Origin of the sequence: Nesterenkonia sp. HG001, assembly GCF_034438835.1 — a bacterium.
GTDB lineage: Bacteria > Actinomycetota > Actinomycetes > Actinomycetales > Micrococcaceae > Nesterenkonia > Nesterenkonia xinjiangensis.
In genome coordinates, this window is sequence record NZ_JAOSZD010000004.1 from 1 (window position 1) to 25,899 (window position 25,899).

Genomic DNA, 25,899 nt, shown 5'->3' on the forward strand with positions numbered 1-25,899 from the left:
GGACGGCGTTGAAGACGGTGTCGAGGACGGCGTTGAAGACGGTGTCGAGGACGGCGTTGAAGACGGTGTCGAGGACGGCGTTGAAGACGGTGTCGAGGACGGCGTTGAAGACGGTGTCGAGGACGGCGTTGAAGACGGTGTCGAGGACGGCACTGACGACGGCGTTGAGTACGACCCGTCGATCACTGTCGAGCCGGATACCGTGTTGCCTGGTGACGACATCACCGTTGAGGGTGAAGGCTTCGTGCCGGACTCCACGGTCACTGTGGTCATCACCGACGCTGACGGCAACGTCATCGGCACCATCGAGGGTGTCGAGGTGGACTCTGACGGGAACTTCTCCGTGGACTGGACCGTGCCTGAGGGCACCGAGCCTGGTGTGCTGACCGTTACCGCCACGGATGACGATGACGAGGACATCTCGGCCTCTGACACCGTGACCGTGATCGAGGATGACAACGGCACTGAGGTCGACGGCACTGAGGACGGCGTTGAGGACGGTGTCGAGGACGGCACTGACGACGGAGTTGAGCAGGACCCGTCGATCACTGTCGAGCCGGATACCGTGTTGCCTGGTGACGACATCACCGTTGAGGGTGAAGGTTTCGTGCCGGACTCCACGGTCACTGTGGTCATCACCGACGCTGACGGCAACGTCATCGGCACCATCGAGGGTGTCGAGGTGGACTCTGACGGGAACTTCTCCGTGGACTGGACCGTGCCTGAGGGCACCCAGCCCGGCGTGCTGACCGTTACCGCCACGGATGACGATGACGAGGACATCTCGGCCTCCGCCACCGTGACCGTCGCTGAGTCGGCAGCTGCCGGCGAGGACGGCGCTGGAACCACCGATCCGGGCACTGGTAAGCCCGGTGACGACGGCAAGCCCGGCGCTGGCAAGCCTGGCGACGGTCTGGCCTCCACCGGTGTTTCCGGTGCGGTCGGCCTGGCCCTGATGGCCCTGCTGCTGGTCGTTGTCGGTTCCGGTGTGGTCGCCTTTGCCAAGGTTCGCCGCACCAGCTGAGACGCCATGAGCTGAACGGCTGATCAATACGACGCTGGCGGCGTCATCACCCATGGGTGATGACGCCGCCAGCTCGTCTGTTCTCCGAGACCTCTTTCGTGGAGACGAGCACACGCCATGAACACCCCCACGCCCCGCGCACAGGATGACGCCTGCGAAACCGCGCCGGGTGACGTCGCCACCAGCGGCGACGCGACACCACGTCCGCCGAAGATCGCCCGCGTCCTCGTCTGGCCTTTACTGGCGATCGTGCTGGTCCATACGCTGATCATCGGCCTGTGGGTCGCCCCCTCAACAGCCTTCCGCGACGCAGTCGGCACTGACCGCGTCCGCGAATACATCTATCCCTGGTTCGAACAGAACTGGTCCCTCTTCGCTCCCACTCCCCGCCGCGGTGAAGTGATGTTCGAAGTCCGCGCCTCCGTGGTCGATGCCGACACCGGTGAGGAGGAAGAGACGGACTGGGTCATGCTCACGGACATCGAAGATGCCCTCGTGCGTGGGAATCTGACCCCGCCGAGGACCATGAAGCTCACACGGCGCACCGCCGACGATCTGCACACCGCACGCCGAGACATGGACAGCGAGCAGCTGGAACTCCTGGAAGCCAACTTCATCGACACCCCCGTCGAAGAACTGCGAACGATGCTGCTCGAGGCAGATGAAGGAAACGTCGGCACCGTGGACCGCTATATGCGGGCTGACGCCACGGCGACCTTCATCGCCAATGCCTACGCCCAGATCACCTGGGGCGACCAGGGAGATGTCACGCGGGTCCAGTACCGCACCAGCAGCCGGCGCGTGCCGGACTACGATCCCGACTCTGACCGCACGCTGGCGGACGTGGAGCCCGGCGTCCGAGACTATGGCTGGCGTCCGAGCGTGGACATCGCCAAGGAAGAGCTCGATCTGTTCACCCTCTACGCCGAGACAGAGGTGGACTGACATGAGCCTCCTGACGCGTCACCTCATCGATCCGATCGTCGTGGGGATCCGGGATCTCTACTCCTGGCTGCTCTCCGAGCGCCGTGCGCTGCGAGGACTCGCCGCCACCCGCATTCTGGTGGGCATCGCTGCGGTCGGGATTCTCCTGACGAACTTCACCTCGCGCCATGTGATCTGGGGGCCCGGTTCATCCTGGGCCGAACCGTACCGGGAGAACAGCGAGTTCGGGTCCCTGCTGGACCTCTACGCCGGTGACTCCAGCGCTGTGTTCACGCTGAAGTACCTCCTGCTGCTGACGGTGGCGATCGCCTTCCTCATCGGCTGGCGTGCCCGGCTGATGAACATCCTCCTGGTCATCGGTATGGCCGGGCTGGTGGAGCGAGCTGACATGCTGGGCAATCAGGGTGACAACATCCTGCGCATCGGTCTGACCCTGCTGTTCTTCATGAGCACATCCGAACATTGGTCGCTGGACGCTCGGCGCCGGGCCAGGGCTCGTGCACGTGAGGCTGCCGGTGAGGAGTTCACCGTCGCCCAGCGGGTCTGGTACGGGCTGCCACTGCTGCCCGGGTGGTGGACGGCGCTGATCCACAACGTCGCGCTGATCGCACTCGCATGCCAAGTCTTCATCCTCTACACGGCGTCGGCGCTCTACAAGGTGCAGGGAGAGCTCTGGCAGAACGGCACCGCACTGCACTACCCGCTCAGCCTGGGCGAGTTCGGGGTCTTCCCAGAGATCAACGCGCTGCTCTCGGCCAACCCGATCCTGCTGACGATCATGACGTACTTCTCGGTCTTCGTACAGCTGTTCTTCGCCGTCGGTCTGCTCCACCCGATCACTCGGCGTCTGTTCCTGCTCGGAGTCATCGGACTGCACGGCGGCATCGCCGTGCTGATGGGGATCCCATGGTTCTCCCTGGCCATGCTCGCCTACGACGCGATCTTCGTCTCCGATCGGACTTATCGCCGAATCGAAGGGCTGGCTGCCAGAGCAGCCGCCGACTTCCGACGTCGTCTCGGCTTCAGCCCTGACTCGGACCCGCCGGAGGACGCCCCCAGACAGGCCGGCCGGTCCGACAAGTCCACCGAGGAGCAGCACGCCGGCAAGACGATCGCAGAGCGGCGAGCGGTGACGAAGAACCGCTGACATGAGGTGATGCGCCGCCCCGGATCACAGACGGCCGGAGGCGTCACCGCTTGACAAGCAGAGGTGTCGCCAGCTGATCTGTTTCCGAAACTTCTCCCATCGCACCCAGAATGACGAGGCCCCGTGAGCAGACCCGACACCTCAGATCGGAGCGATCCGCAGTTGGCGCGGACTCGCCGTGACCTGAAGAGACTGCCGTTCGGCGCCCGGGCGCTCACCTGGCCCGTGGTGGCCATCGTGCTCATCCACACGTTGATGATCGGTCTGTGGGTGGCCCCCAACAACCCGGCCCGGGACAGTCTGGGCGCCGACCGCGTGCGCGAGTACGTGCAGCCCTGGTTCAGCCAGAACTGGTCCATCTTCGCTCCCAACCCGCGCCGGGTCGCCGTGACCTTCGAGGTCCGCGCCACGGTCCGGGACCCAGAGACCGGAGATGAGCAGACCACCGACTGGGTGGATCTCATCGACAACGAGGACGGGATCGTCGCCGGCAACCCGTTCCCCGCCCGCACCGCCAAGATCACCCGCCGCACCACCGACCGCCTGCACAGTGCCATCAGCGGTATGAGCACCGAGCAGCGGGAATGGCTCGAGGCGAACTACGTCGAAACCCCTGTGGATCAGCTCAGGGAGCGTCTGGCCGAGGCCGACGGCGGCGCCGGAACCGCAGACATCAACCGCTACATGACCGCCGACGCCGCAGCCACGGCCATCGCCACCGGCTTCGCGGAGAACGAATGGGGCGACGAGGCGGAGATCCTCTACATCCAATACCGCACCAGCACCCGCCCCGCCCCCTCCTGGGACAGCGACAGCACCATCGACGACACCACCCGCACCGAACGCGACTACGGGTGGCGTTCCGCCGTCGAGCTCACTGACCAGCAGATCGAGCACTTCGGCCCCTACCTCGAGCAGGGAGGCGACTGGCGATGACCACGATCCGCGATCAGCTCCTCCGCCCGATCCAGGAGGGCACCCTCCGAAGCCAGGGCTGGCTCCTGCTGCGCAAGAACGCCCTGTACGGGCTCTCCGCCACCCGCATCCTCGTCGGCGTCGCCATGCTGGGAGTGCTGCTGACCAACTTCGGCTCCCGACACGTGCTGTGGGGCGTCGGATCCTTCTGGGCCGAGCCGTACCGCGAGACCAACGCGTTCGGGGGACTGGTCGACCTCTTCGGCGTCGAGTCCCCCGCCCTGTTCACCCTCATGTACCTGGCCCTGATCGGCGTCGCCGTGGCCGTGATCATCGGCTGGCGCACCCGCTTGACGACGCTGCTCCTCGCCCTGGGCATGGCAGCCCTGGTGGAGCGCGCCTCACCGATGGGCGACCAGGGTGACAACATCGCCCGCATCGGCCTGCTGCTCATGGTGCTGATGAGCACCGCAGAGCACTGGTCCCTGGACGCCCGACGACGACGCCTCGGCGAGCAGCGGGCAGCCCGGGGCGAACTCTCGGTGGGCATGCGGCTCTGGCACTCCATGCCGGTGCTGCCCGCGTGGTGGACGAACCTCCTCCACAACGGCGCGCTCATCGCCCTCGCCTGCCAGATCTTCATCCTCTACACCGCCTCGGCGCTGTACAAGGTCCAGGGCTCCACCTGGCAGGCCGGCACCGCCCTCTACTATCCGCTCAGCCTCCACGAGTACGGCGTCTTCCCGTGGCTGAACAGCCTGGTCACGGGCAACCCCGTGCTGCTGACCACGCTGACCTACTTCTCCGTCTACGTGCAGCTGTTCTTCGCCGTCGGGCTCCTGCACCCGGTCACCCGGCGGCTCGCCCTGATCGGAATCGTCCTCCTCCACGGAGGCATCGCCGTCATGATGGGTCTGCCCTGGTTCTCCCTGGCCATGCTCGCCTTCGACGCCATCTTCGTCTCAGACCGCACCTACCGGTTCCTGGAGCGCCTGGCAGCCGCCGCCGGGGCGCCGCTGCGTGCGCGCCTTCCCGGGCCCCTCAAACGGCTCCTCCCGCCGCCCCAGGGGCAGAGTGACCAGACGTCCCCAGGCTACGAGGCCGCGGCACAGCAGGGGGAGCTGAAGAAGCAGAAGAAAGTCCAGCAGCCGAAGGGCCACAAATCGAAGGACCAGGACCAGAAGGGCAAAGTCCCGAAGGACGAGGCCGTCGACGCGGGATCCCATCGCCGCTGAGCGCAGCTCACCATGGCCCAGACGCACCGCTGGCCCGGAACCTCAGGGGGACTAGGTTCCGGGCCAGCGAGAGTTGTTCAGTCCGGCGGTGACTCAGAGCCCCAGACCGTCACGCAGTCCGAGGATCATGTCGACCCGCCCGAGAACAAGGTCCAACGAATCCATCCATAGACCACCCCCCTTTCGTCAAAGCCAGGGATTCCCCCCTGCTCGATGAGTGATCATGCCCTCATCTGCTGAGAGCACTGCCATCCTGACAAGTTTTCATTCATCAAGGCAACAGTTCGCGCTCAGGTTTCTCAAGGAATTTCCCCTGACGTCATCTCGCCCGGCCCGTGCGGTTCTTCAGGTGCGAGGGCTGGACTCGGGGGTGCAGTTCAGAGCGGTGGCCAGCTGGACCACCTGCATCGCCCACGGTGCTGAGACCCAGCCCCCGGGGCCGATCGTGCGCACCTCCCAGCGCGAGGAGGTCAGCAGGGCCAGATTGCTGTTCACGTATTGGGTGGCATTCGGCCCCACAGTGAACGTATGGGTCGGAGTGGTCGCCGAGGAGGAGGAGAACCGCTGGATCTGGTAGCCCTGGCGGGGAAGCGTGCCTGGGGCGTGGGTCCAGTCGATGGTCAGCCGTCCCAAGAGCAGAGAGCCAGTACAGGTCAGGCTCGCTACCGGCGGGACCGTCGCCGCGGAGAGCGTGGCCGAGCGGGCCGGCTGCTGATGGGTCCAGGAGGCCTCGGTCTGCTCGACCGGGGCCGCCGTCCCGGAGACTCCCAGAGCGACCAGGCCCAGCATCGCCAGGCCGGCCAGGGCGCGTCTCATGAGCCCACCCCCTGATTCATCCGGAGCTGCCGCCGACGTTCACGATTCTTCCGAGCGCGCAGCAACATCCTGCCCAACAGCATAGAGAGCAGCGCCGCCGCCAGCAGCACCAGCGCCGAGATGCCTGTGCTGGCCAAGCCTTCATCCTGCTCGACCTCTGGTGCCGCCTCGGGGTCTGACCCTGCGTCAGAGTCGTCCGCAGGCGGCGTGGAGGGGCCAGGGGAGGGGCTGGGGGACGGGGCCGGACCTGGCGGCGTCGTGGAGAGCTCCTCTCCTTCTGCCTCCGCATGCACCCGTAGGCTCGACACCAGGCCCTGCATCCCCGGACCGGCGCCTGGAGGCAAGGAGATGACCAGCCGCAGCCACCGGTCCTGCTCGGTGCTGTGCTCCATCATCCATTCCACGGAGTCACCGCGGCCCACTGCTCCACTGGATCGCAGCACCTGATGCCCGGACCCGCAGAACGAACTGTCGGTGTCCTCCGGGGCCTCAAGGCCCTCGGCGTCCTCCCACGGCTGGGCACAGGACTCCACTTGCACGTGCAGCGGGAACTCCCCGGAGCTGCTGATCCCGGTCCGCACCACCCCCGGATCAGGGGCCTCCACGGAGACGCCGACCTCCCACAGCGCTGAGGTGCCCGGCGCCAGATTCAAGGACGACTCCGGCCGGTAGGCCGAGGTCAGTCGCAGATGCTCGCCCTGGACGACTTCCACCACGGGCTGCTCTCGACTCGCCATGCCAGCCTGGGCAGGCGCCCCTGGGGACAGTCCGGCCATCCCGAGCCCCACCGTGGAGACCAGGAGAGCGCTGGCGCCCATGCTGCCTGCGTGCCGGGGTCGATGCGGAGCATCGGGGGGGGGGTCGCCGCCGTCGGCGTCATCATCAGGCCCGTTCCGGGAGGAGGCTCCGCCCCGCGGCCAGAACGCCCACCCCACCAGCAGTGCCGCTGCCACGGTGATCGTGCCCATCATCCACGGATCCCCCATCCGGTTGATGGGCTGGGCCAGACCCGGCACCGACCACAGCACCTCGCGGACCTCCGTCACCGTGTAGGGGTGGGGGTCCTCGGAGTCGTTGGCATCCCCCTGCATGGTGATCACGCGCTCAGCGTCAGTCTCACCAGGCGTCACCGAGGTCACTCGGTGGGTCACCGGCATCGCCGCGGGCCGGTCCACCGTCACGACGTCGCCCACCGTGATCTCCTCGGCCGGGATCTCCCGCACCACGGCCGCGGAGCCCTGGGGGATCGTGGGGTCCATGGAGCCGGTGCGGAACAGGATCAGCGAGATGCTGAAGAAATGGGCGCAGATGACCAGCACGATCGCCGCCAGCCCTGCCACGGAGGCCACCCACAGCAGTGTCTCCACCAGCACGTGCCGCACTCGGGACATCGGAATCACTCGCTCGAGCTGGTGCCCACGGCGTGCCACAGCGGCGTGGCCGTGGCGCCCTGGACAGAGTTCGGAGCCTCGGAGGACAGCGTCAGCTCCAGACAGTAATGGACCACCGCACCCTGGTCCCCTGCCACCGACTGGCTCGAACCGGCGTCACCGATCAGTGACGTGCCGCGCGGGATCACCTGTGCGCCGCCCTCGAAGGTGGACGCGTTGCAGGTGGTCCCGGCCACGGTGCGCACTCCGTAGGTCATCGCGGAGGACAGTGTCCCGGTGTTGCCGTCGTCGCCCTGCAGTTGCACGGTGCCGCCGACCGAGCCGGAGGCGGTGCGCACGCTGAACAGGGCGTAGGTGCGCGACCCCGGGGTGAGGTTGCTGGTGGTCGAGAAACTCAGCTGGTGGGGGGCGTCGGCGGTCGTGGTCGAATAGTTCGCGCCGTCGGGGGAGCCCTCCAGCGTGAAGTGACCCGCAGAGACGGTCCCGCCGGCGTATTCGGAGTCGTTCCACGCCGCCAGGGTCACCGAGGCGCCGACGCCGAGGACGAGGCCGCTGGCCAGCAGCGCCCGGACCTGTCTCGACAGACGGCGCCGGCTCCGGCGACGACGGCGCTCCCTGCGAGTGGTGAGCGCCTGGTCTGTCATGGAGTGTCGACAGAGGTCGCGGTGACCTCCCAGATCACCTCGGTGGTGTCAGCTTGGACGAAGTCATCGTCGCTGGCCGAGACTTCGAAGCACAGCAGCACCGGGGTCCCGGCGGCTCCGTCACCGGCGGTGAGGTCGAAGGTGGTGGTGCTGCCGATTCCGGTGCTCAGGTCCGCACCTGAGGCCACCGAGGTGCCGGAGGAGGCGTCGGCGGCATTGCAGTTGTCAGGGTCCGCATAGACCTCGTAGGACATGTGGTCAGCATTCTCACCGGAGGAGGAGACCACGCCGATGCCGTCAGAGGCCTCAACGGTGCCGTTGATCGTGGTGTCTGCGTCCAGCCGCACATAGAACGGGGCGTAGACCGTCTGGCCCGGAGTCATGTTGTCCGCGTCGAAGGTCAGCTGAGCCGCTTCGTCGGCCGTGTCGTGATCGTCATAGTCGCTGCCGTCGGTGGACCCCTCCAGATTGAACGAGGCCGAGCCGAACAGCCCTTCGGCGAACTCGGAGTCGTTCCAGGCCGCCAGCGTGACAGCGGCGCCGACGCCGAGGACCAGGCCACCGGCGAGCACGGCTTGGACCTTGCGGCGTCGGGTGGTCTTCTGCTCGGGTGTACGGTTCTCGGTCATGGGGTTCCCCTCATCGTGGTGAAGCTCTCCCACATGCGTGCCTATGCGGCCCGGAAGCCCATAGCGCTCCAGGGAGAGTCTCCTGAATGTAATGCGCGTAACTCGATCCCGGCAAGGGGTTATGGCCGGTGGCTTAGTCCAGGGCGGGTGCGAGCCGCCGCAGCAGGGGGTTCCGTGCGAGGCCACGTGCCCACGCACTGGAGGGCACGCCCAGGTCACGCAGCAGGTTCAGCACCACCACTGCGGCGGTGATGCCGACCAGTTCCTGCAGCTGGGCCGCTGAGTACCCGGAGGCCTCCCCGGTGTGGGTGAAGGAGTTCCTGACCCGCGCGGCCCGGTCCGCCCACTCCTGTGCCGGCAGGTTGACGGTTATGGTCTCGTCCAAGGAGACCCGCTCCGCCATGGCGGCGAGCTTGATCCGCAGTGTGGCGTCCTTGCGCTGGCGCTTGGAGCGGCCGTCAGTGGTGGCGAACAGGGCCTCGGCCGAGGCGATGAGCACCAGGAGGTTCATCTCCGTGAAGCGGTGCGGTGAGCGCAGCGCGCCCATGAAGAGATCCACGGCGACCCGATGCTGGAGCCGGAGGGCATACCACCGGGGAAGCAGGGTCTCGAAGGGGGCGTCAGCGGAGGAGAACACCAGGGCGCCGCCGCCGGCGGGCGGCCCGGCGTGGGCCAGGCCTTGTCGCCAGAACAGGGCGGAGTCAAAGGAGTTCTGGTCCGTGCGGAGCTGCGCCCATAGGGGAGCGGGGGGCGCCAGGGTGGCCAAGGTGATCAGGTCCTGCACGGCGTGGAAGTGCTGGCGGACCTCGTCGACGGACAGCCCTGGGCCCTCTGCGCTGAGCCGCATCGACAGCGGAGCCGGCCGGTCTAGCGCCTCCGGACCGAGCAGGTCCTCGCCGGGGCCCGCAGCTCCTGAAGGGCCTGCGGCGGCGCGCTCCACGGTGAAATGCAGGGAGTGGGCATCGCGGGCCTGCGTGGTCAGGCAGGGCACAGCGATCCGTACGGGATTGATCGGCCCTGCGTCGGGGTCGTGCGTCGTCGCCGAGCCGGTGGGAGTCATCCATGAGGCGAGCTCCGGGATCTCGGCGACGGCCTCCTGGAAGGAATGCTCGTCGGCCGAGTCCACGCGTGCGCCGCGCAGCACCACATCTGCCACCAGATCCTCTGCGGAGGCCTTGTCCTCGGGATCGGCGAACTCCAGCCCTGTGACACCCAGCAGCGTGATCGGTTCGCCGGCGAGCTGCCCGGCGGACGAGTCCGTCTCCCCGTGGCAGACCGCGTCATCGGCTGTCGGAGCGCCGGACGCTTCGGGTGCGCGTGTGGAGCTCGCCGACGGTTCCCCCAGCATGAGCCGGCCGCCGGTGGACGTGCTGAAGGTCAGAATGCCGCCGCGAGGGTCAGTCGCGGCGGCCGCGGGCCACCAGGTGCCCGAGAGTCGATGGTGCAGGGTCACAGTAGGGATTCCTCAGAGCGGAAGGGTATGTCGCAGTCCCGCAGAGTGAACCTCGCAGGCGGGGTTGCGGGCAGGGTCGGGAGTGTCGCCCCAGCCGTGTCACGAATGCGTGCCAGACCTCAGCTTACGCGCGTAGTCAGACGACGGGGCGACCGTCATAATGCGCTCATTGAAGCACCACTCGGCGGCCGGGGTCGAAACTCGCCAGTCACGTTCTCCTGACCTGGGGCTCGAGCGGCGCGCGGAGACTCAAAAAGGCGTGCGCGAGTCACGGGGGGGGGGTGCAGGTCCATGTCGAGCTGCGCCGGTACAGGAGGGCGGGGTGTGGAGTCCACGCCGGGGTCCGCTTCAGGGGAGATCAGGGGGCTCGCACAGAGGTAACAGAAAGGCTCTAGAGTTTCATCTATTCGTTCAAAGTTTGATGTAGTCTTGGCATAGTTAAAGGTGATTTATTTCGTTTCAGGAACCAACTTTTCGGGTTGATCGAGTTGTCCTGCGGCTGAGATGGGTGGCCTGTTCTTCGCGTTCCAGGCCGGGGCATCCGAACTAGAGCGGGTTTCCTCCCGGCTGCAGGGGTCGCCGGGAATCAGCGATCAAGGACGAATGATGCTCGAGACTCACCAGGTCGGCGTCGAGGGGTCCCACTGCCTGCGCCGTGGAGCGTCCTTCGCGTTCGCGCGCACTGCTCTGAGCCAACACTGCGCCGACGTCGTCGCCCCGGTGGTGCTGATCTCGGGCGTGTACGGCACGGAGCGGGCCGGGCTCATCTCCTACACCGCTCCCCGGGGCTGGGCCGCTGTGGAGCTCGTCGCCTCCCGGGAGATCCCCGGTGCCCCGCTCGCGCGTCGGCTCGAGATCCTGGACACCGTCGGAGGAACAGCTCACGAAGCGGCCAGGTCGCTGCTGACGCACCCTGTTGCCGATCCCGACCTGGAGCGCACCTTCGTCTTCCCTCACGCGGACCTGCTCGACGAGGAGTCGCTGATGGTCGTCGACGAGGTCGTCCGCACACAGCAAATCGTCGTCCTGCTCTCCAGCATGGCACCGTCTCGGCTCGCCCTGCGGTTCGCGCGAGTGCTGAACAGCCCACGCGGCCTCCACCTGGAGCTGGCCCCGCTGAGCCTGGAGGAGACGCATCACCGTCTGGCCCAGCAGCTCGAGGAGCCTCCGACGGCGGCCTTGACCCGGTATCTCCACACATGCTCCGACGGAGCCCCGGAAAGTCTCATGCGCCTGGCCCGGAGAGGACTCGCCGAAGGATGGATCGCCTCGGTGGACGCGCGCAGCGTGGTGCTGGGGTCGCCGTCATGGATGGATCACCTGGAGGCTCAGGCCAGCCTGGATCGCCTGCGCACCAGAGTCGGGGGCGTCGTGGTCGACGTCCTGCGGGCCCTGGCCCTGCGCGGCGAGATGCCGCTGGATGAGGCGATGTCGGTGTTTCAACCCCGCGATGCCATCTTCGCCCTGGAGGAGTCCGGCCTCCTGACGATCAGGCCGGAGGGCGTCTCGATTCGACGCGAGAGCCACCGCCAGGCTCTCATCATGGCCCGCGAGCCCGTCTCTGACCCGCCCTCGACCCCCGAGGGTGTTCTCCATGCACGCTCCGTCGGTGCAGAGATCACCAGCGAGGCGGCGCGCCGCACCGGCTGGGCGCTGCTCGAACGGGGCCTGCTGGAGCAGGCACGGTTCGTCGTGGAGGTGCTGCCGACCCAGGACGCCTCACGGGGGGCCCTCGAGGCCTGCTGTGACCTGGTGGCCGGCGCTCCGCGCAGAGCACTGCGTCAGCTCGTACCGATCGCAGCGGCCGGTGACCTGACCGCTGCCGCACTGATCGCCTTCATCCACGGGACGGTGCTCGAGGATACCGTGGCTGGGGCGCAGAGTCTCTCGAACCTCTCCGCCATGGCCGGCGAGGCGCCGGAGGTCCAGGACCTCATCGAGGCGCTCCGGCAGATCCACCGCTCACTCCGCGAGGACATGGACCACAATACGGTCCCGGAGGAGCACGTCCAGCCGGCTGCCCGCACTGAGGTCACCAGCCCCTGCCGGACCCCGGCCACGTCCGGAATCGATTTGGCGGGTTTGGGCCGCGTGCTGCTGCAGGTCCTGGAGGCCTTCTCGGTGGCCTCCGGGCAGGCCCCGTCCGCCCCCGTGAGAGTCGCGAAGATCTCAGAGATCTCCTTCCGCGAGGTCCCGATCGTCTGTGTCTCCTGGGCGATCTCCTGTCTGGCGGCTGCCCGTCTGCTGACTGTGCCGCAGGAGGACATCCTCCCCGAGAGATGGTTCCGCGACGAGCCTCCGGGCAGGTCGCTCCTGCGGGTCAACGCCACCGAGGCGCTCGAGATGCTGCACGCGATGATGTCCGGGGAGGGCATTGATGATCTTCGGCGCCGCATGGAGGACCTCTGGGCGCAGTACGAGGGTGGGCTGCCCCAGGGATTCCTGCGCCGTCCCCTCCTCGAGGCCCTCGACTTCGCCGTCGAGGGAGGCCGGACGGAGGACCTTCTCGGCCCGACCGGGTTCATCCCCCGAAAGACCGGCTCCATCACCGAAGCTTCCTGGGCACACGTGCTCACGGCGGTGGGCCGAGTACTGGGTCTCGCGGCCCGGGGCGACGTGAGTCAGGTCGACGTCGCACGAGAGCTCGCACCCGCGTGCCTGGTGATGCGCAGACTGGTCATCCGGTGCGTGGTATTACGTGGAATCCATGACCTCGATGACGCGGCTCTGGTCGTGCTGGAGGTCCAGGGGCGCGCAGTGGGGGTGGAGGAGGAGATCCTCGACCTGCTGACGGCGCGGCTCACAGGAGACGGGCCGCGCTTCGCCGTGGCAGCCGAAGCGGTGGAGGCCCACTGGCCCCGCAGCGGCCTCGGCCGCAGCATCCGAGGGCGCTTCCGCGGTCTCCGGAGAGCCGCGGCGATCCCCGCGACGACGGGAGAGCAGCTCGCCATGCTCTCAGCGAGAGAGCAGGAGGTCGCCGAGCAGGTCCTCCAAGGCCTCTCGCTCGCCGAGATCGCAGACTCCCTGCGGATCTCCATCCGCACGGTGCAGAGCCACGTCCGCAACACGTATCGCAAGCTGGACGTCAGGTCACGCACCGAGCTGCGGGCCCGGCTGGTCGACACGTCCCTGGATCTCCGATGACTCAGCTGCCCCTTCACATCAAAATCACTGGGCTGAAGCTGCCGCACCAGCTCTCCCGCGGATTCCTCGAAGACCCGTCGGGAGACTCCTGGGTCCTCCATCTTCCTGGGTACTGGGGGGTGGACGGCGTGCTCGAGGAGCTTCATCGCGCGGGGCCGGTGGCGGTGATCGACGGCATCGGCGGCACCATGCCCGCGCCGCCGGAGATGGCCCCCTCCGGGCTGTCGCGGGAGGCGGGGGCAGGCCCAGTGGTCCTGCTCTGGCCTGGGCTCCTCGATGATGCGGTCCTGGACGACGTTCTCAGGCTGTTCCTGACCGGACGACGCCGCCTGCTCGTCATGGTCCGGTCCTTCCACGACCTCCCGACCAGGTTGGCCGACCTCGAGACCGCCGGCCGGCTGCGCAGCGTCATCCCGGGCACCCTCAGCGTCCGCGACCTGGGAGTGCAGACCCGCCGGAGACTGGGCGGACCGATGTCCCTGATGGTGCTGCGCCGTCTTCACCGTCTCTCGGCCGGACGGCCGGTGCTGGCCGACAGGCTGCTGGAACTGGCCCAGGACGTCGGCGTCATCCGCACGTTCTCCGGGTACTGGGAATGGGACGGAGGCGAGCACGCGCTGCACGACGCCCTGGCCGAGGTGGCGGACGGCGTGCTGATGGGGCTCGACCAGGAGGAGCTGGAGCTCCTCACCCTGGTCGCCGTCGCCGGACGGATCCCCGAGCGCTACGCCGTGACCGCCTCGGGCGACCGGGCCTTCCGGAGCCTCATGGCCCAGGGGATCCTGGCCCGCGAGGCACAGGCGGCCCGTGGCTTCGCCGACATCAGGATCAGCGCCGAAGCCGTGCGCTCCATGATCCTCACCAGGATGCGGTGGACGGATCACCTGCGCTGGTGGTACGAGAGAGGTCGTCACGTTCCGGCGGACTCCGGCGGGAGCGCCTCATGGACCGCGCTGACCTGGTGGAGGGTCCGGGCCACAGGCCCGATCGACGTCGCCACCGCTGAGAAGCTGGCGCGCCAGGGCCTCGCCGCCTCCTGGTACCGGATGGTGCGGGAGCTCGTGGAGCTGACCGACACCCCGTCCAGCACGCTGCTTGTGCTGGCAGCTCGCGCCGACCATGCCCTCGGGGATGTCGACTCCGCCCTGCGTCGGCTCGCCACGCTGCCCTCTGCCGCAGATTCCGCAGAGATCCGCCAGGCGATCCTGGTCGCCGAGCGGATCCGGATCTTCCACCCGGAGCGTGCCGGAGCCGTCGTGGCCGAGCTGCGCCGGCGTGCCGGCGACGAGTCTCCTACACCTGTCCTGGACAGGATCCGTGCCCTCGCCCACGACGTCGGCGGCACTGACGAGCTTCTCGAGGAGCTTCGCGGCCTGCGTGCTGTCGTGAACTGCGAGGAGTCCCTGGTCAGCCTGCTCTGGGCCGGGGTCCTGCTCGGCTTCAGACACCAGCCCGACATCGGCCGGGAGGTCCTCTCCACGCTGGTCGACGCCCTGCGCCGGGAGGGCGGGTATCCGGACCTGGAGGAGTGTGCGGTGGCGGTGCTGCTGCTGATCTCCGCCACCTCCGGATGGCGGATCGACATGCTCCGGGTCGAGACGGACGTCTGGAACGAGCGGCGCCTGCGCAACCCCGCTCTCGCCGGCGTCGCGGACCAGCTGGCCGCCGTCGCGGCTCTGCATGATGACAGGCTGCACCTGGCGCATCGGCACGCATCCTCTGCGGCTCGGATCCATGCGCGCGGAGACAATTTCGGCCTGCGCTGGTTCAGCCAGGCTCTGGCCGTGGGTGCGGCCGGGTGCATGCCGGGGCGCTCAATCGCCCGAGAGGAGAGCCCTGTGGATGCGCTGGGTCCCGCTGAGGGCTTCCCCTGGCTGCGGCTGGTCGGCGAAGGGCTGAGGCACCTGGCCGCAGGGCATTCTCCCGAGGAGCTCAGAACCCGTCTCGAAGGCCTCGCCGCAGAGGCCGAGGAGGCGGGGGAGACGATCCAGGCCCAGGTGCTCCTGCTGCTGGCGCTGCTGCGCGGGTCCCCTGCCGCCGCGCACTGGGTGATGGCGTCCCCGTGGAAGGACGATCCGGGCCGAGCCCGGCTGACCGCTCTGCTCGCCGAGGCCCAGGGCACGGGGGACTCAGAACGGACGCTCGACGTCGCCGAACACCTCCTCGTGACACACTCACGACTGTTCGGGCTCTCGGTGCTCGCGCGCCTGTGGGACCGCCGGGCGCAGCTGGAGCGTTCACTGCGGATCCGGCTGATCAACCTGGTGCTGGACACCCAGCGCCGTGAGGGCGATGACCCGAGCATCCTCAGCAGGACCTTCGACCTCGAGCTCGACGCCCGGGAGCGAGCCGTCCTTGAAGGGCTGCGCGCCGGACATCCCATCTCCCGGATCGCCCGCGGGCTCAGCCTGTCGCCGCGCACTGTCGAAGCCGCGATCTCCGCGCTGCTGCACCGCTTCGGCTGCGACAATCGGATGGAGCTTCTCTCCCTCCACCTCGGAGCGCGGACCTAGCCGGCCCGCTCCTCGGCGGGCCCCTCCGGCCGCCCCTGTGATGCCCCTGCCGTTGCGGTGCGTCCTGCTGACCTGCCGTGATGCGGAGAGTGCGCAGGGCGGCCTCTGCCCGCATGGTTCTCCTCGGGATCCTCTGCCGACCTCACCCTCGGGCAAGGCGCACACGGCGTCGACGACCCCGCGGGTCAAGACGCAGGGCCCGGCTACCGACCCTGGTGCAAGAGCGGATTCCGCCCTCTCCCGCCCGGCCCTAGGTTGAGAAGTGTCGCTTCGGTCGCCGATCGACGACGACCGAAGGGAAGATGAGATGGGTGGGAATCCCCCTGATCAGGCTCGTTCCGGAGCCTGCACGCAGAGCGCACGCGTTCCGGTGCTGGATGTGAACGTCACTCCGTTGGCTCGTGACCAGCTGCTGAGCAGCGTCGCCACGGTGATCGCCGGAGGCCGCCGGCTGACCATTGCGGGCCACAATCTGCACTCCGTCTACCTCACGCGAACCGACGCGCAGTTCCGCCGGTTCTACGAGGATGCCGAAGTCAGGCTCATCGACGGCATGCCCCTGCTCTCCGCTCTTGACCTCGCCGCCCTGTGCGGCGGGCGCCCCCGGTGGGGTTCGCGGCACCGCCTAGGATCTACTGACTGGATCCCCCAGGTGATGCACCTGCCGAGCGTCCGTCGCATCGTGCTGTTCGGCGCTTCCGAGGCCTCCAACAGACAGGCGGTGCAGAAGCTCGGAGAGAGGGCCGAGCAGACCGAGCTGCTCGGCATCCCCGCCGACCCTTGGAATCCTGAGGACCTCGACGCCGTCGCGGCGCAGATCCGGGCATTCGGGCCGCAGCTGCTGCTGATCGGCATGGGTATGCCGCTGCAGGAGCGTCTCGCCGCAGCGCTGCGTGCCCGCACCAGTGCGGCCGTCATCGCCACAGTGGGCGGGGCGATCGACCAGCTCTCCGGCACACAGTCCCTGGCGCCTCGCTGGATCGGCAGAACCGGTCTGGAGTGGGCCTGGCGGCTGGCCTCCGACCCGCGACGATTCGCCGGTCGCTACCTGGTGGAGCCGTTCCAGCTGGCTAGGCTGATCCTGCGAGGTGCGGCATGAGCGCCCCCAGCAACGGACACCCGCTCACCACACCCCAGGTCACCGCGGTGATCCCCACTGTCGGCCGCCCGAGTCTGCGTGCCGCGGTCCGCTCGGCCCTGAACCAGACGATCCCGACCGAGCCGCTGGTCGTCGTCGATGATCTGGATGCACTCTCCGTGGTCCAGACCCGGCTCCGCGGGCTCGACTATCGGCTGGTCTCCACCGCGGGACGTCAGGGAGGCGGCGCCGCCCGCAACCTCGGCGTGCAGTTCGCCGAGACCCCGTGGGTGGCGTTCCTGGATGATGATGACGACTGGGTCGCCGACAAGTCCGAACGGCAGATCGAGCATCTGCTGGGTCGCGCGCCCACGACGGCTCGCAGGTCCGAGGACGGCGCCCCGGGCACCGACTCGGTACCCGCTGACGTGGCCGTCTCCTGCCGGGCGCTCCTGATGGGAGCCGGCACTCGGGCGGTGCCGGAGCGACCCTATCGATCCGGGAAGGACGAGCTGGGCGGCGTCGCGCCCGGAGTGGGCGCCTATGTGCTGGACCGCTCCACCGTGCGCCTGCGCCGGCACTTCCTGCAGACCTCGACCCTGCTCTGTGCGCGGGAGACCGCCCTGGACGTGCCGTGGCGCGAGGAGCTGAACCGCCACCAGGACTGGGACTGGCTGATCCGGCTCGAGAGCGCCGGAGTCCACATCGACACAGCCCCGGACATCCTGGTGCGCGTCCAGCAGGGCAGTCCGGGTTCCGTCTCGCGCAGTGCGAACTGGCTGGGAAGCCGGGCCTGGCTGGACTCTCTGACTCCGGGCGACGTCCCACCGGCCGCCCGCGCCGACTTCACCGCCTCCGTGGTGGCCCGCGGAGCGCTCGCCTCCGGCGACGTGAGCCGTGGTCTCGGCGAGCTCTTCAGCGGCTTGCGCGCCGGAGCCCACCCGGCAGCATTGCTGGTGGGGCTCAGCGGACTGGCTGTCACGAGGCGAGCCCGTCATGGCTGAGCGCAGCTGGGCGAACGCCTTCCTCCGCACCGCCGGGCTGCGCGTCGCCGTGCTGCCGCTCTCGGCGGTGCTGACGCTGACCAGCGCCGCGCTCACCATGCACTTCGCCGGCGCGGCCGCCTTCGGGCTCATCACCTTGGTCGCCCAGCTGCGCATGGCGCTGCCCTTCGCGGACCTGGGGCTCGGCGCTGCCGTCTCCCGGGCGGTGGCTCAGGCCGACTCCTCAGTGGAGGCGGATCGAGCAGTGGCGGAGCTGATCCGCCGCACCAGCCGGCTGCTGGGCATCGTGGGTCTGATCGGGACCTTCGCCGCCGTCCTGGTGGGGTATGCCGGATTCTGGTCCTGGCTCTTCAGCGCCCCGGAGGCGCTGCACGGTCAGCTCGACGTCGCCATGACGATCTCGCTGGTGCTGTTCTTCCTCACCCTGCCGCTCGGATTGGCCGAACGAGTCCTCGTCGGCCAGGACCGCGCTGATCTTCTCGTGCTCCTGGGGCTCGTCCCCGGTGTGATCACCCTGGCCTATGTCTATGCCGCCGGCGTGGCCGGGGTGAGCCCCATGTGGCTGGCCCTCGGACTGCCATTGGGAATGGTCATCTTTTTGCTGCTCTGCCGCCGGGCGGCGGACTATCCCACGGCAGTCCGGACCGCCGGGAGCGGCCGCGCGACGGCGGGCCCCTCGATGACGCACATCCTGCGCGGTGGACTGCCGGTGCTGCTGGCCTCGGTGGGACTGGTCCTGCTGGAGCAGCACGGCCGCATCGTGCTGGCGGCCACCGCCACCGCCGAGCAGCTCAGCGAGTACGCGCTGGCCCTGCAGCTGTACATGCCCATCTACTCGGTGATGCACATGGCCGCCATCGTCTTCTGGCCGCGATTCTCCGTCTCGCTGGACCGTGGCCTGTGGCTGCGCGCCAACGCTGCACTGATCGGCCTGGGAAGCGCCGCCGCCGTCGGGTACCTGTGCCTGGCCCGCCCGGTCTCTCGACTGATCAGCGGTGGAGAGCTGCAGCCCTCCTGGTCATTGACCATCGCGATGACGGTCCTGCTGGTGGCGCAGTCCGCGCACCTGACACAGGTCAACCTGCTCACCGACCGTCCTGGATACCGCCGCCAGGCCGCGATGTCCTGCTCGGCGCTGGTGTGCGTGGTGCCGCTGACCCTCCTGGGGGTCCATCACGGCCTCGGTGCGACGGCCCCAGCGGTGGCGATGATCGCCGTGATCGTCGTGCTGCAGGTCATCCCCGGGATGTTGGTGGCCGCTCGACGGGTCAGCTCGTCCGCACCCAGAATCTCTGACATCCCTCCCGACCCCGCGACCGTTCAGGACCTGACAAGGAGCAACCCCCGATGAGGACCACTCTGCGACGTCTCCTGGGCCCCGTGCCTGACCCGCTGGTGCGGCACATGATGTATCGCCGTCGCTTCGGCCGCTGGGGAGACTTCCGTGACGCGCCCCGGTTCACTGAGCTCCTCACCCGGAGGATGCTGCAGGAACGGAGCCAGCAGATCGCCTGGACCTGTGACAAGGTCCGGATGAAGGCCCATGCCCTCCGGATCTGCCCGGACCTGCGCGTGCCCGAGACGCTCTGGCGGGGCTACGACCTCGCCGACCTCGATCTGTCCGGTCTGCCGGACCGCTGGGTGATCAAGCCGAACCACGCCAGCGGCATGGTCGCCTTCGGGGACCGGGAGACGACGCCGGCGCAGCTTCGACGCATGACCCGCGGGTGGCTGCGCACCTATGACCGGGCGGCACTGGGGGAGTGGGCCTATCGCTGGGCCGACCACTCCCTGCTCGTCGAGCCCGACATCAGCCAGGACCGGGGTAGGGATCTTGTGGACTACAAGTTCTACGTGTTCCACGGCGAGGTGAAGATGCTGCACCGCTCTTCGGGCCGGTTCACCGCCGGCCATCGGGAACGCTTCTACTCCCCGGACTGGCAGGTGCTGGACCTTTTCAACGGCGTCTCCCAGGAGCCGGAGTCCCCGGCCCCGGCTTCTTTAAAGCAGATGGTGGCGCTCACCGAGACTCTGGCCCGCGGGTTCGAGTTCATGCGCGTGGACCTCTATGAGATCGACGGCGTCCCCTGGTTCGGTGAACTCACTCCCTATCCCTCGGGCGGCATGGACCCCTTCGAACCGGAGCAGGTCGACCTCGAGATGGGTCGATGGTGGACGGGTCGGCAGAAGGCGGGGATCTCATGAGCCTCGAGATGCTGCCCACCTCCGAGCACCGCAGCCTGAGCCACCCGGGCGTCGACCTCCGCCCGCCCTCCGCCTGGCGGGTGGTCCCGCCGCTGCAGGTCCAGGGTCTGCCCGCAGGCCTCGGGACGACGCCAGGCGGGACGAGCGAACTCCGGCGCTGGAGACGGGGTCTGGCCCGGCGCATCGCGGTCAGCGACGGCCTGATCATCCTCCTGGTCCTGGGAGGCCTGCACCTGGCCGGAGCCCTCACCTCCACCGCGCAGGGCCTGCTGGCCTCCGGCGGTGTGCTGGCTCTGTGGATGCTCCTGCTGGCCCTCTGCCGCACCCGGAACGCCCGGATCCTCGGATCCGGGGCCCAGGAGTTCCTCGGCCTCGCGGCGGTCTCGGCCACGGTGATGTGGATGACGGCGGTGGGCAGTCTGATCCTCGACGAGGACTCGCTGCGGGCCGGGGCGCTGCTGGCCGTCCCTGCCGGAGCCCTCCTGCTGCTCGTCGGCAGGCTCATCTGGCGCCATCGCCTGCGCCGCCACTGGGACACCGGTGTGGGGCTGCACCGCGCACTGGTCATCGGGGAGGACGGCAAGGCCCGGCACATCGCCGACCACCTGCGCCGCCTCGGACCGGTCAGCGGCTACCAGGTGGTGGAGCTGCTCGTCCGCGAGGCCGGGCAGCCCCTCTCTTCTCTCGCCCCGTCCACCCTGGCAGGACTCACGGAGACCGAGGCCGCGGATCCTGAGCAGATCATCCGGCACGCACGGGACGCGATCACCCGCGACGCCGTCGACACCGTGATCCTCACCAGCGCCGACCAGCTCACGCCCCGCGCGCTGCGCGAACTCGGATGGGCGCTGGCCGCGCTCGACGTCGACCTCGTCGTCGCACCCTCCCTGAGCGAGATCAGCCAGGGCAGGCTGCATACGCGCAGCGTGGACGGCATGCCGCTGATGCACGTGGACTACCCGCGGCTCAGCGGCGGCGCCGCGGCGCTGAAGAGGGCCTTCGACATCGTCTTCGCCCTGACAGCCCTGCTGGCCATCGCTCCCGTGCTGGTGGCCGCGGCAGTGGCCGTCAGGCTCGACTCACCGGGGCCGGTGTTCTTCTCCCAGACCCGCGTGGGCCTGCGTCACTCGTCGTTTCAGATGCTGAAGTTCCGTTCGATGGTGGTCGACGCGGAGGCGCGTCGTGAGGAGCTGCTGAGCGTCTCTGAGGGCAACGCGGTGATGTTCAAGATGCGTCGCGATCCTCGGGTGACCCGGGTGGGGACAGTCATCCGCAGATACAGCATCGACGAGCTGCCACAGTTCCTCAACGTGCTGCGCGGAGAGATGTCCGTGGTCGGACCGCGGCCGCCGTTGGTCAGCGAGGTCGAGGCCTATGACGAAAACTCCCAGCGGCGCCTGCTGGTCAAACCCGGGATCACCGGGCTCTGGCAGGTCGGCGGCCGCTCAGACCTCAGCTGGGAGGACTCGGTCCGCCTGGACCTCTACTACGTGGAGAACTGGTCGCTGGCCGGGGACGTCGGCATCGTGTTGCGGACCCTCCGTGCGGTCCTGCGGGGGGCGGGCGCCTACTGAGCCTCGGCAGGGACCGTAGGACCCGCGCCGGTGAACCGACGCTCAGAGTCGCCGACCGACAGGCCGGCCACCCACGTGACGACGATCAGGGGAACCCCATGACACCACACTCATCCCGCGAGGCCGCCGGCTGCTGGTGGCCGGCAGGAGCGCCAGGGTCGGCGTTGTCCGGCGCGGTCACCGGTGCGCTGCTCGGTGAGGCAGCGCCCCCCGCGGGCCTTCGGCTGACCCTGGAGGCGTCCGCACCGGAGAGCGCGCAGGCGATGATCGCCGCCCTGCGCCGCCCGCCGGCGGTGCTCCATGGCCTCCTCGACGGCCGGGCCGCCACGGCCTGGACCCGTGAAGCCAAGACGGAGGCCGGCACCCTGCACGTCGAGCTCGAGGTGCTCCTGATCGGAGCGCATCTCATGGGTTCCGAAGATCGGCGTCTGCAGGAGGCCGAGATGCGTCTCGACGGCTCCCAGGTGGGGCAGGTCCTGGTGGGTGCCGGGCCCTGGACCGGCTCGCTTCCGCTGGGAGGGGACGTCTCCGACTCCGCACCCCCGGTGGGCACCGGTCAAGCCTCGGACGCAGGACGCTCGCGGATCCTCGTGGAGCGGGTGGAGGAGTCCGAGACGGTGATGCGGCTGCATATCCTGCCGAGCCGAGCGGCCTCTGTGCCGGAGATCCTCGAGCAGCTGAGGTCCGTCACTGATCTGCTGGCCTTCGCCTGGCTCGAGACGTCCCCCGCGCTCATCTTCGAGGCAAGGGTCCACGGCGACGACGGTCGCCTCCTCGACGACTACCGGGTGACCTGCTCCGCACCGGGGACGCATCTCGGGGCAGGAGAGCGGGCACGCCCGCGCGTCGGCGGACCGCTGTTCACCAGCGAGCAGCGGCCCTTCGAGAAGCTGCTGGAGGCCTGGCGCGTCCTGCGCATCCGGCACCGCACCTCGTTGACGATGCTGGTGGCCGCCAGGGCGCTCCCCGTGGAGTTCCAAGAGGCTGCGCTGCTGGTCCTGCTCGGCTCTGCGGAGGCGCTCTACGCCACCTCCTCCGGCCTGCGGCGCCGGGAGATCAAGGACTCGACCCTGCGGCGGAAGCTGGAGCACCTTGCCGACCGTGTCAGCTTCCACGAGGTCATGCCGCACCAGGTGACCGCCGCCGTATGGGCGGAGCAGGCGGCCAGGCTGCGGAGCACTTTCACGCACAGCGGGCGGGTTGACTCCGGGTCCCGGACCGAGCTGCGTCATATGGCGGAGCTGACCGCCGGCGTGGTGGTCCTGGCGCTGCTGCGCGAGCTGGGCATCCCCGCGGTGGAGGGGCGGCAGCGACTGCGCGGCCACCTGGCCCTGCGGGACGACATGCCCACACCTCGGGGAACGCCCGAGCGAGGCCGGGGCGACCCCGCCCAGGGACGGCCACCAGCACGCGGGGGGAAGACCCCGACCCCTCGTGACGTCGGAACCCGGCCCCAGAGGCCAGCGAGGAGAGCACCATGAGCATCGCCAGCACATCCCCGGCATATGCGGATCCGCACCGTGACGCCAGAGACGAGATCTTCGCACTCGGCGGCCGTCACGCCCCCGGGAGCGGCGAATCCCCAGACCCGACGATCCGGCACGCCCGGCAGGAGGAATCGCAGATGACGGTGTGGGACATGCTGCGCGTGGTGCGCCGATACTGGAGATCCGCCTGCGCGCTCTTCATCCTGGGGCTGCTGGTCGGCGTCACGTTCTTCGTCCTGGCACCACGTGAGTACACCTCCACGGCTCGGATCTACGTGACCACCGCCACCGGAGACGACCTCTCTCAGCTGCAGCTGGGACGCTCGGTCTCCGAGCAGATCGTGGCCAGCTACGCGGATCTGGTGAGCACCGCCGTCGTCCTGGAGCCGGTCATGCAGCAGGTGGGAGCCGAGGAGCCCCTGGCTGACTTCGCGGACTCCGTCGACGCTTCAGTGGTCGAGGGGACCACTCTGCTGGAGGTTTCGGTGCGGGCCTCCACACCGGAGGTCTCGGCCGCGCGGACCGAGGCCCTGACGGACAGCCTCGTGGAGTTCATCGGCGATCTCGAGGAGATGCAAGGCGCACCCCAGGACCTGATCTCGGTCAGCATCATGCAGCCGGCCGTGATCCCGGAGGTCCCCACCTCACCGCAACCGCTGATGGTGTTCGGGGGAGCGCTGGGAGGCGGGGCCGCGTTGGGGCTCGGTGTCGCCGCCCTGCGGGAGAGTCTCAATCGACGAGTGCGGGACCGCCACGACGTGCAGGTCGCCTCGTCGCTTCCCGTGCTCGAGATGGACCTGGGGGCCGACGACGGCGACACCTTGACGCCCGCCGTCAGGCGGATCCTCGCCCCGATGCAGGCGCTTCGTGCCCGGTCCGGAGGCAGAGGCGCCGACGGGCCCGCGCCGGTGACGTTGGTGGCCTCGGTGGATCCGGAGGTGATCTCGGCCGAGGTGGCGGAGCGGCTGGCTCGCTCGGCGGCCGAGGACGGCTTCCGCGTCTTGCTGATCGAGACCTCCGGGGGCAACGCCTGGGCAGGGTCCGGCTTCTCGCGGGCCGCTGAGGTCGCGGTGAACGGCCGGGCGCCGATGTCGCGGGGACGGCGGCGGAACGCCGCAGCCGGGATCGACGTGATGAGCCTGGATCATCCGATCGGGACGCTGGAAGATGACCTCCTGCACACCCGGGAGACGCTGGACCGGGCCCGCGCGGCCTGCGACCTGGTGATCCTGAGTGCGGCACCGGTGACCGCCGATGCCCGAGGGCTCGGGCTGGCCGGCGACGCCGACGCCACCTGGCTCGTGGTCCGCGCCGGACACACGCTGATGGACGACCTGTCCGGTGCCCTGGACTTGCTCGAGGGGCTGACCCGCTCCCTCGCCGGGACCATCGTGGTGGGATCACGTCCGCCGTCCAGCCGGGCCGCGAGGCGCCTCGGTCGGAGGGCCCGGTCGCGCCGGCGGCGCACATGACGATCCGGCCGGAAGGTGCCCTGCCGGTGAGCCTGCAGCGGTCCCTGCACTGGGGGCTGATCCTCTGCGCGGCCATCAGCGTCCTCTTCGTGGGTGAGTTCTCCCCGCTTCCGATGACGATGCTCCTGGACCTGTGGATCATCGTCTTCATCGTCGCCGTGGTCCGGCGCGGCCGTCTCGCCACGCTGCTCCCGCTCAGCATCCTGGCGATCTACACGTACACACGGATCATGGGGGTCTGGGCCACCGGCGCCGCCTGGGAGGACTTCTTCCAGGCCTACCGCTGGCTGCTGTATCTGGTGGCCCTGGCCGTCGCGGTCGGGCAGAGGTGGACACGTCCCGGCGGACTGACGACGCTGACCTGGTGGCTCATCTCCCTGGCGACGGCAAAGGCGGCCGTGACGTGGGTGATGTACGGCTCGGGCGAGCGTCCCGGCCTCTTCCTGGAGAACAACTTCGAGCTCGCGCTCTTCAGCGGGCTGACCGCCGTCGTCCACCGCGGATCACCCCGCTCGCGTCTGTGGCTGCTCCTGCTGCTGGGTCTGCTCACGGTGCTCTCCGGATCGCGCAGCGGGGCGGTGGCGTACGTGCTGTGCGTGCTGTACGCGATGCTGAGCACCGAGACCAGGGACGTCTTCCTGCGCCTGGCGTCCGTGGCCGTGCCGGCGGTGGTCGCGGTGATCCCGCTGGTGATCTTCCGGGAACGCGCGGATGAGTCGGAGGTGATCGACAGGGTCCGGTTCCTCGACTTCTTCCTCCGGGAGACGCAGCACTGGGGGCCGTTGAACTGGCTGGTGGGGACGCCTCCGCTCACTCCGCTCAATCCGGCGACCTGTGAGGAGCTGGCGTACTACGACGTGCTGTACTCGGCCCAGGGGGACGGCACGTGCTACTCCGTGATACTGCATGCCTTCGTCCTGCGGCTGATGTTCGACGCAGGGATCCTCGGAGCCGTCCTGGTCCTCGTCCTGCCTTGGATCTTTCTGCGCCGCGCCGGCGTCTCAGCTCTGCTCACGCTCACCCTGATGGCGATCGCCCTCACCAACAGCCTCTCGGTCAGCGGGTTCAACAATCCCTACGTCGCGCTGCCGTTCCTTCTGGCGATCCTCACCGCGAGGAGACCCGCAGACACGACGACGGCGAGGACCCGGTCCCGGCTCCCGGGCGCGGAGATCCGCGTCTCCGGTGCTGAGGCGGGTCCCCGCCGTCGTCTGTTCTGAGCG

Annotated in this window: 19 protein-coding genes and 1 pseudogene; 15 read left to right on the plus strand and 5 right to left on the minus strand. The window is 68.9% G+C overall.

What is annotated here, in order from left to right:
- The 5 genes and pseudogenes from ODE13_RS07665 to ODE13_RS07685 form a co-directional block, all read left to right on the plus strand.
- Positions 1-1,024: pseudogene (locus tag ODE13_RS07665) on the plus strand (hypothetical protein); the annotation flags it as partial.
- 117 nt (positions 1,025-1,141) lie between these two features.
- The gene (locus ODE13_RS07670; RefSeq protein ID WP_322478738.1) at positions 1,142-1,969 is read left to right on the plus strand and encodes a DUF5819 family protein; all 828 of its coding nucleotides are present in this window, start codon (positions 1,142-1,144) and stop codon (positions 1,967-1,969) included.
- A 1-nt stretch (position 1,970) separates the two neighbouring features.
- Entirely contained in the window at positions 1,971-3,116 is a 1,146-nt protein-coding gene (locus ODE13_RS07675) for an HTTM domain-containing protein (RefSeq protein ID WP_322478739.1), read from the plus strand.
- Between the two features lie 123 nt (positions 3,117-3,239).
- The gene (locus ODE13_RS07680) at positions 3,240-4,052 is read left to right on the plus strand and encodes a DUF5819 family protein (protein ID WP_322478740.1); all 813 of its coding nucleotides are present in this window, start codon (positions 3,240-3,242) and stop codon (positions 4,050-4,052) included.
- Positions 4,049-5,266, plus strand: a complete 1,218-nt coding sequence (locus ODE13_RS07685) for an HTTM domain-containing protein (RefSeq protein ID WP_322478741.1) — start codon at positions 4,049-4,051, stop codon at positions 5,264-5,266. The genes ODE13_RS07680 and ODE13_RS07685 overlap by 4 nt, the downstream gene beginning before the upstream one ends.
- Positions 5,267-5,611: 345 nt before the next feature.
- On the opposite strand, the gene ODE13_RS07690 is transcribed toward ODE13_RS07685, so the two are convergent.
- From ODE13_RS07690 to ODE13_RS07710, 5 genes are all read right to left on the minus strand, one after another.
- Positions 5,612-6,082, minus strand: coding sequence for a hypothetical protein (locus ODE13_RS07690; RefSeq protein WP_322478742.1), 471 nt, complete (start codon positions 6,080-6,082; stop codon positions 5,612-5,614).
- Entirely contained in the window at positions 6,079-7,473 is a 1,395-nt protein-coding gene (locus ODE13_RS07695; RefSeq protein ID WP_322478743.1) for a signal peptidase I, read from the minus strand. Before ODE13_RS07695 ends, ODE13_RS07690 begins: the two co-directional genes overlap by 4 nt.
- A gap of 5 nt (positions 7,474-7,478) precedes the next feature.
- A complete protein-coding gene (locus tag ODE13_RS07700; protein ID WP_322478744.1) occupies positions 7,479-8,117 on the minus strand; it encodes a SipW-dependent-type signal peptide-containing protein in 639 nt (212 codons plus the stop codon).
- Positions 8,114-8,746 carry a SipW-dependent-type signal peptide-containing protein gene (locus ODE13_RS07705; RefSeq protein WP_322478745.1) on the minus strand — a complete coding sequence of 211 codons (633 nt, stop codon included), beginning with the start codon at positions 8,744-8,746 and terminating at the stop codon, positions 8,114-8,116. Before ODE13_RS07705 ends, ODE13_RS07700 begins: the two co-directional genes overlap by 4 nt.
- A gap of 133 nt (positions 8,747-8,879) precedes the next feature.
- Positions 8,880-10,199, minus strand: coding sequence for a HEPN domain-containing protein (locus ODE13_RS07710; protein WP_322478746.1), 1,320 nt, complete (start codon positions 10,197-10,199; stop codon positions 8,880-8,882).
- A gap of 603 nt (positions 10,200-10,802) precedes the next feature.
- Between ODE13_RS07710 and ODE13_RS07715 the strand changes: the two genes are divergently transcribed.
- The 10 genes from ODE13_RS07715 (at position 10,803) to ODE13_RS07760 (ending at position 25,896) form a co-directional block, all read left to right on the plus strand.
- A complete protein-coding gene (locus tag ODE13_RS07715; RefSeq protein WP_322478747.1) occupies positions 10,803-13,343 on the plus strand; it encodes a helix-turn-helix transcriptional regulator in 2,541 nt (846 codons plus the stop codon).
- Positions 13,340-15,856 (plus strand): LuxR C-terminal-related transcriptional regulator, encoded by a 2,517-nt coding sequence (locus tag ODE13_RS07720; RefSeq protein ID WP_322478748.1) that lies wholly within the window; start codon positions 13,340-13,342, stop codon positions 15,854-15,856. The genes ODE13_RS07715 and ODE13_RS07720 overlap by 4 nt, the downstream gene beginning before the upstream one ends.
- 379 nt (positions 15,857-16,235) lie before the next feature.
- Positions 16,236-16,955 (plus strand): WecB/TagA/CpsF family glycosyltransferase, encoded by a 720-nt coding sequence (locus ODE13_RS07725; RefSeq protein WP_322478749.1) that lies wholly within the window; start codon positions 16,236-16,238, stop codon positions 16,953-16,955.
- Positions 16,952-17,938: a glycosyltransferase family 2 protein gene (locus tag ODE13_RS07730; protein WP_322478750.1), complete on the plus strand. Its 987-nt coding sequence runs from the start codon at positions 16,952-16,954 to the stop codon at positions 17,936-17,938. The genes ODE13_RS07725 and ODE13_RS07730 overlap by 4 nt, the downstream gene beginning before the upstream one ends.
- Complete coding sequence (locus ODE13_RS07735; RefSeq protein ID WP_322478751.1) at positions 17,931-19,289, plus strand: hypothetical protein; 1,359 nt, start codon at positions 17,931-17,933, stop codon at positions 19,287-19,289. The genes ODE13_RS07730 and ODE13_RS07735 overlap by 8 nt, the downstream gene beginning before the upstream one ends.
- Complete coding sequence (locus ODE13_RS07740) at positions 19,286-20,143, plus strand: ATP-grasp fold amidoligase family protein (protein WP_322478752.1); 858 nt, start codon at positions 19,286-19,288, stop codon at positions 20,141-20,143. The genes ODE13_RS07735 and ODE13_RS07740 overlap by 4 nt, the downstream gene beginning before the upstream one ends.
- Positions 20,140-21,717, plus strand: coding sequence for a sugar transferase (locus ODE13_RS07745; RefSeq protein WP_322478753.1), 1,578 nt, complete (start codon positions 20,140-20,142; stop codon positions 21,715-21,717). Before ODE13_RS07740 ends, ODE13_RS07745 begins: the two co-directional genes overlap by 4 nt.
- Before the next feature lie 98 nt (positions 21,718-21,815).
- Positions 21,816-23,198 (plus strand): HEPN domain-containing protein, encoded by a 1,383-nt coding sequence (locus ODE13_RS07750; RefSeq protein ID WP_322478754.1) that lies wholly within the window; start codon positions 21,816-21,818, stop codon positions 23,196-23,198.
- Positions 23,195-24,676, plus strand: a complete 1,482-nt coding sequence (locus ODE13_RS07755; protein WP_322478755.1) for a Wzz/FepE/Etk N-terminal domain-containing protein — start codon at positions 23,195-23,197, stop codon at positions 24,674-24,676. Before ODE13_RS07750 ends, ODE13_RS07755 begins: the two co-directional genes overlap by 4 nt.
- 26 nt (positions 24,677-24,702) lie before the next feature.
- Positions 24,703-25,896 (plus strand): hypothetical protein, encoded by a 1,194-nt coding sequence (locus tag ODE13_RS07760; RefSeq protein WP_322478756.1) that lies wholly within the window; start codon positions 24,703-24,705, stop codon positions 25,894-25,896.
- The last annotated feature ends 3 nt before the right edge of the window (positions 25,897-25,899 follow it).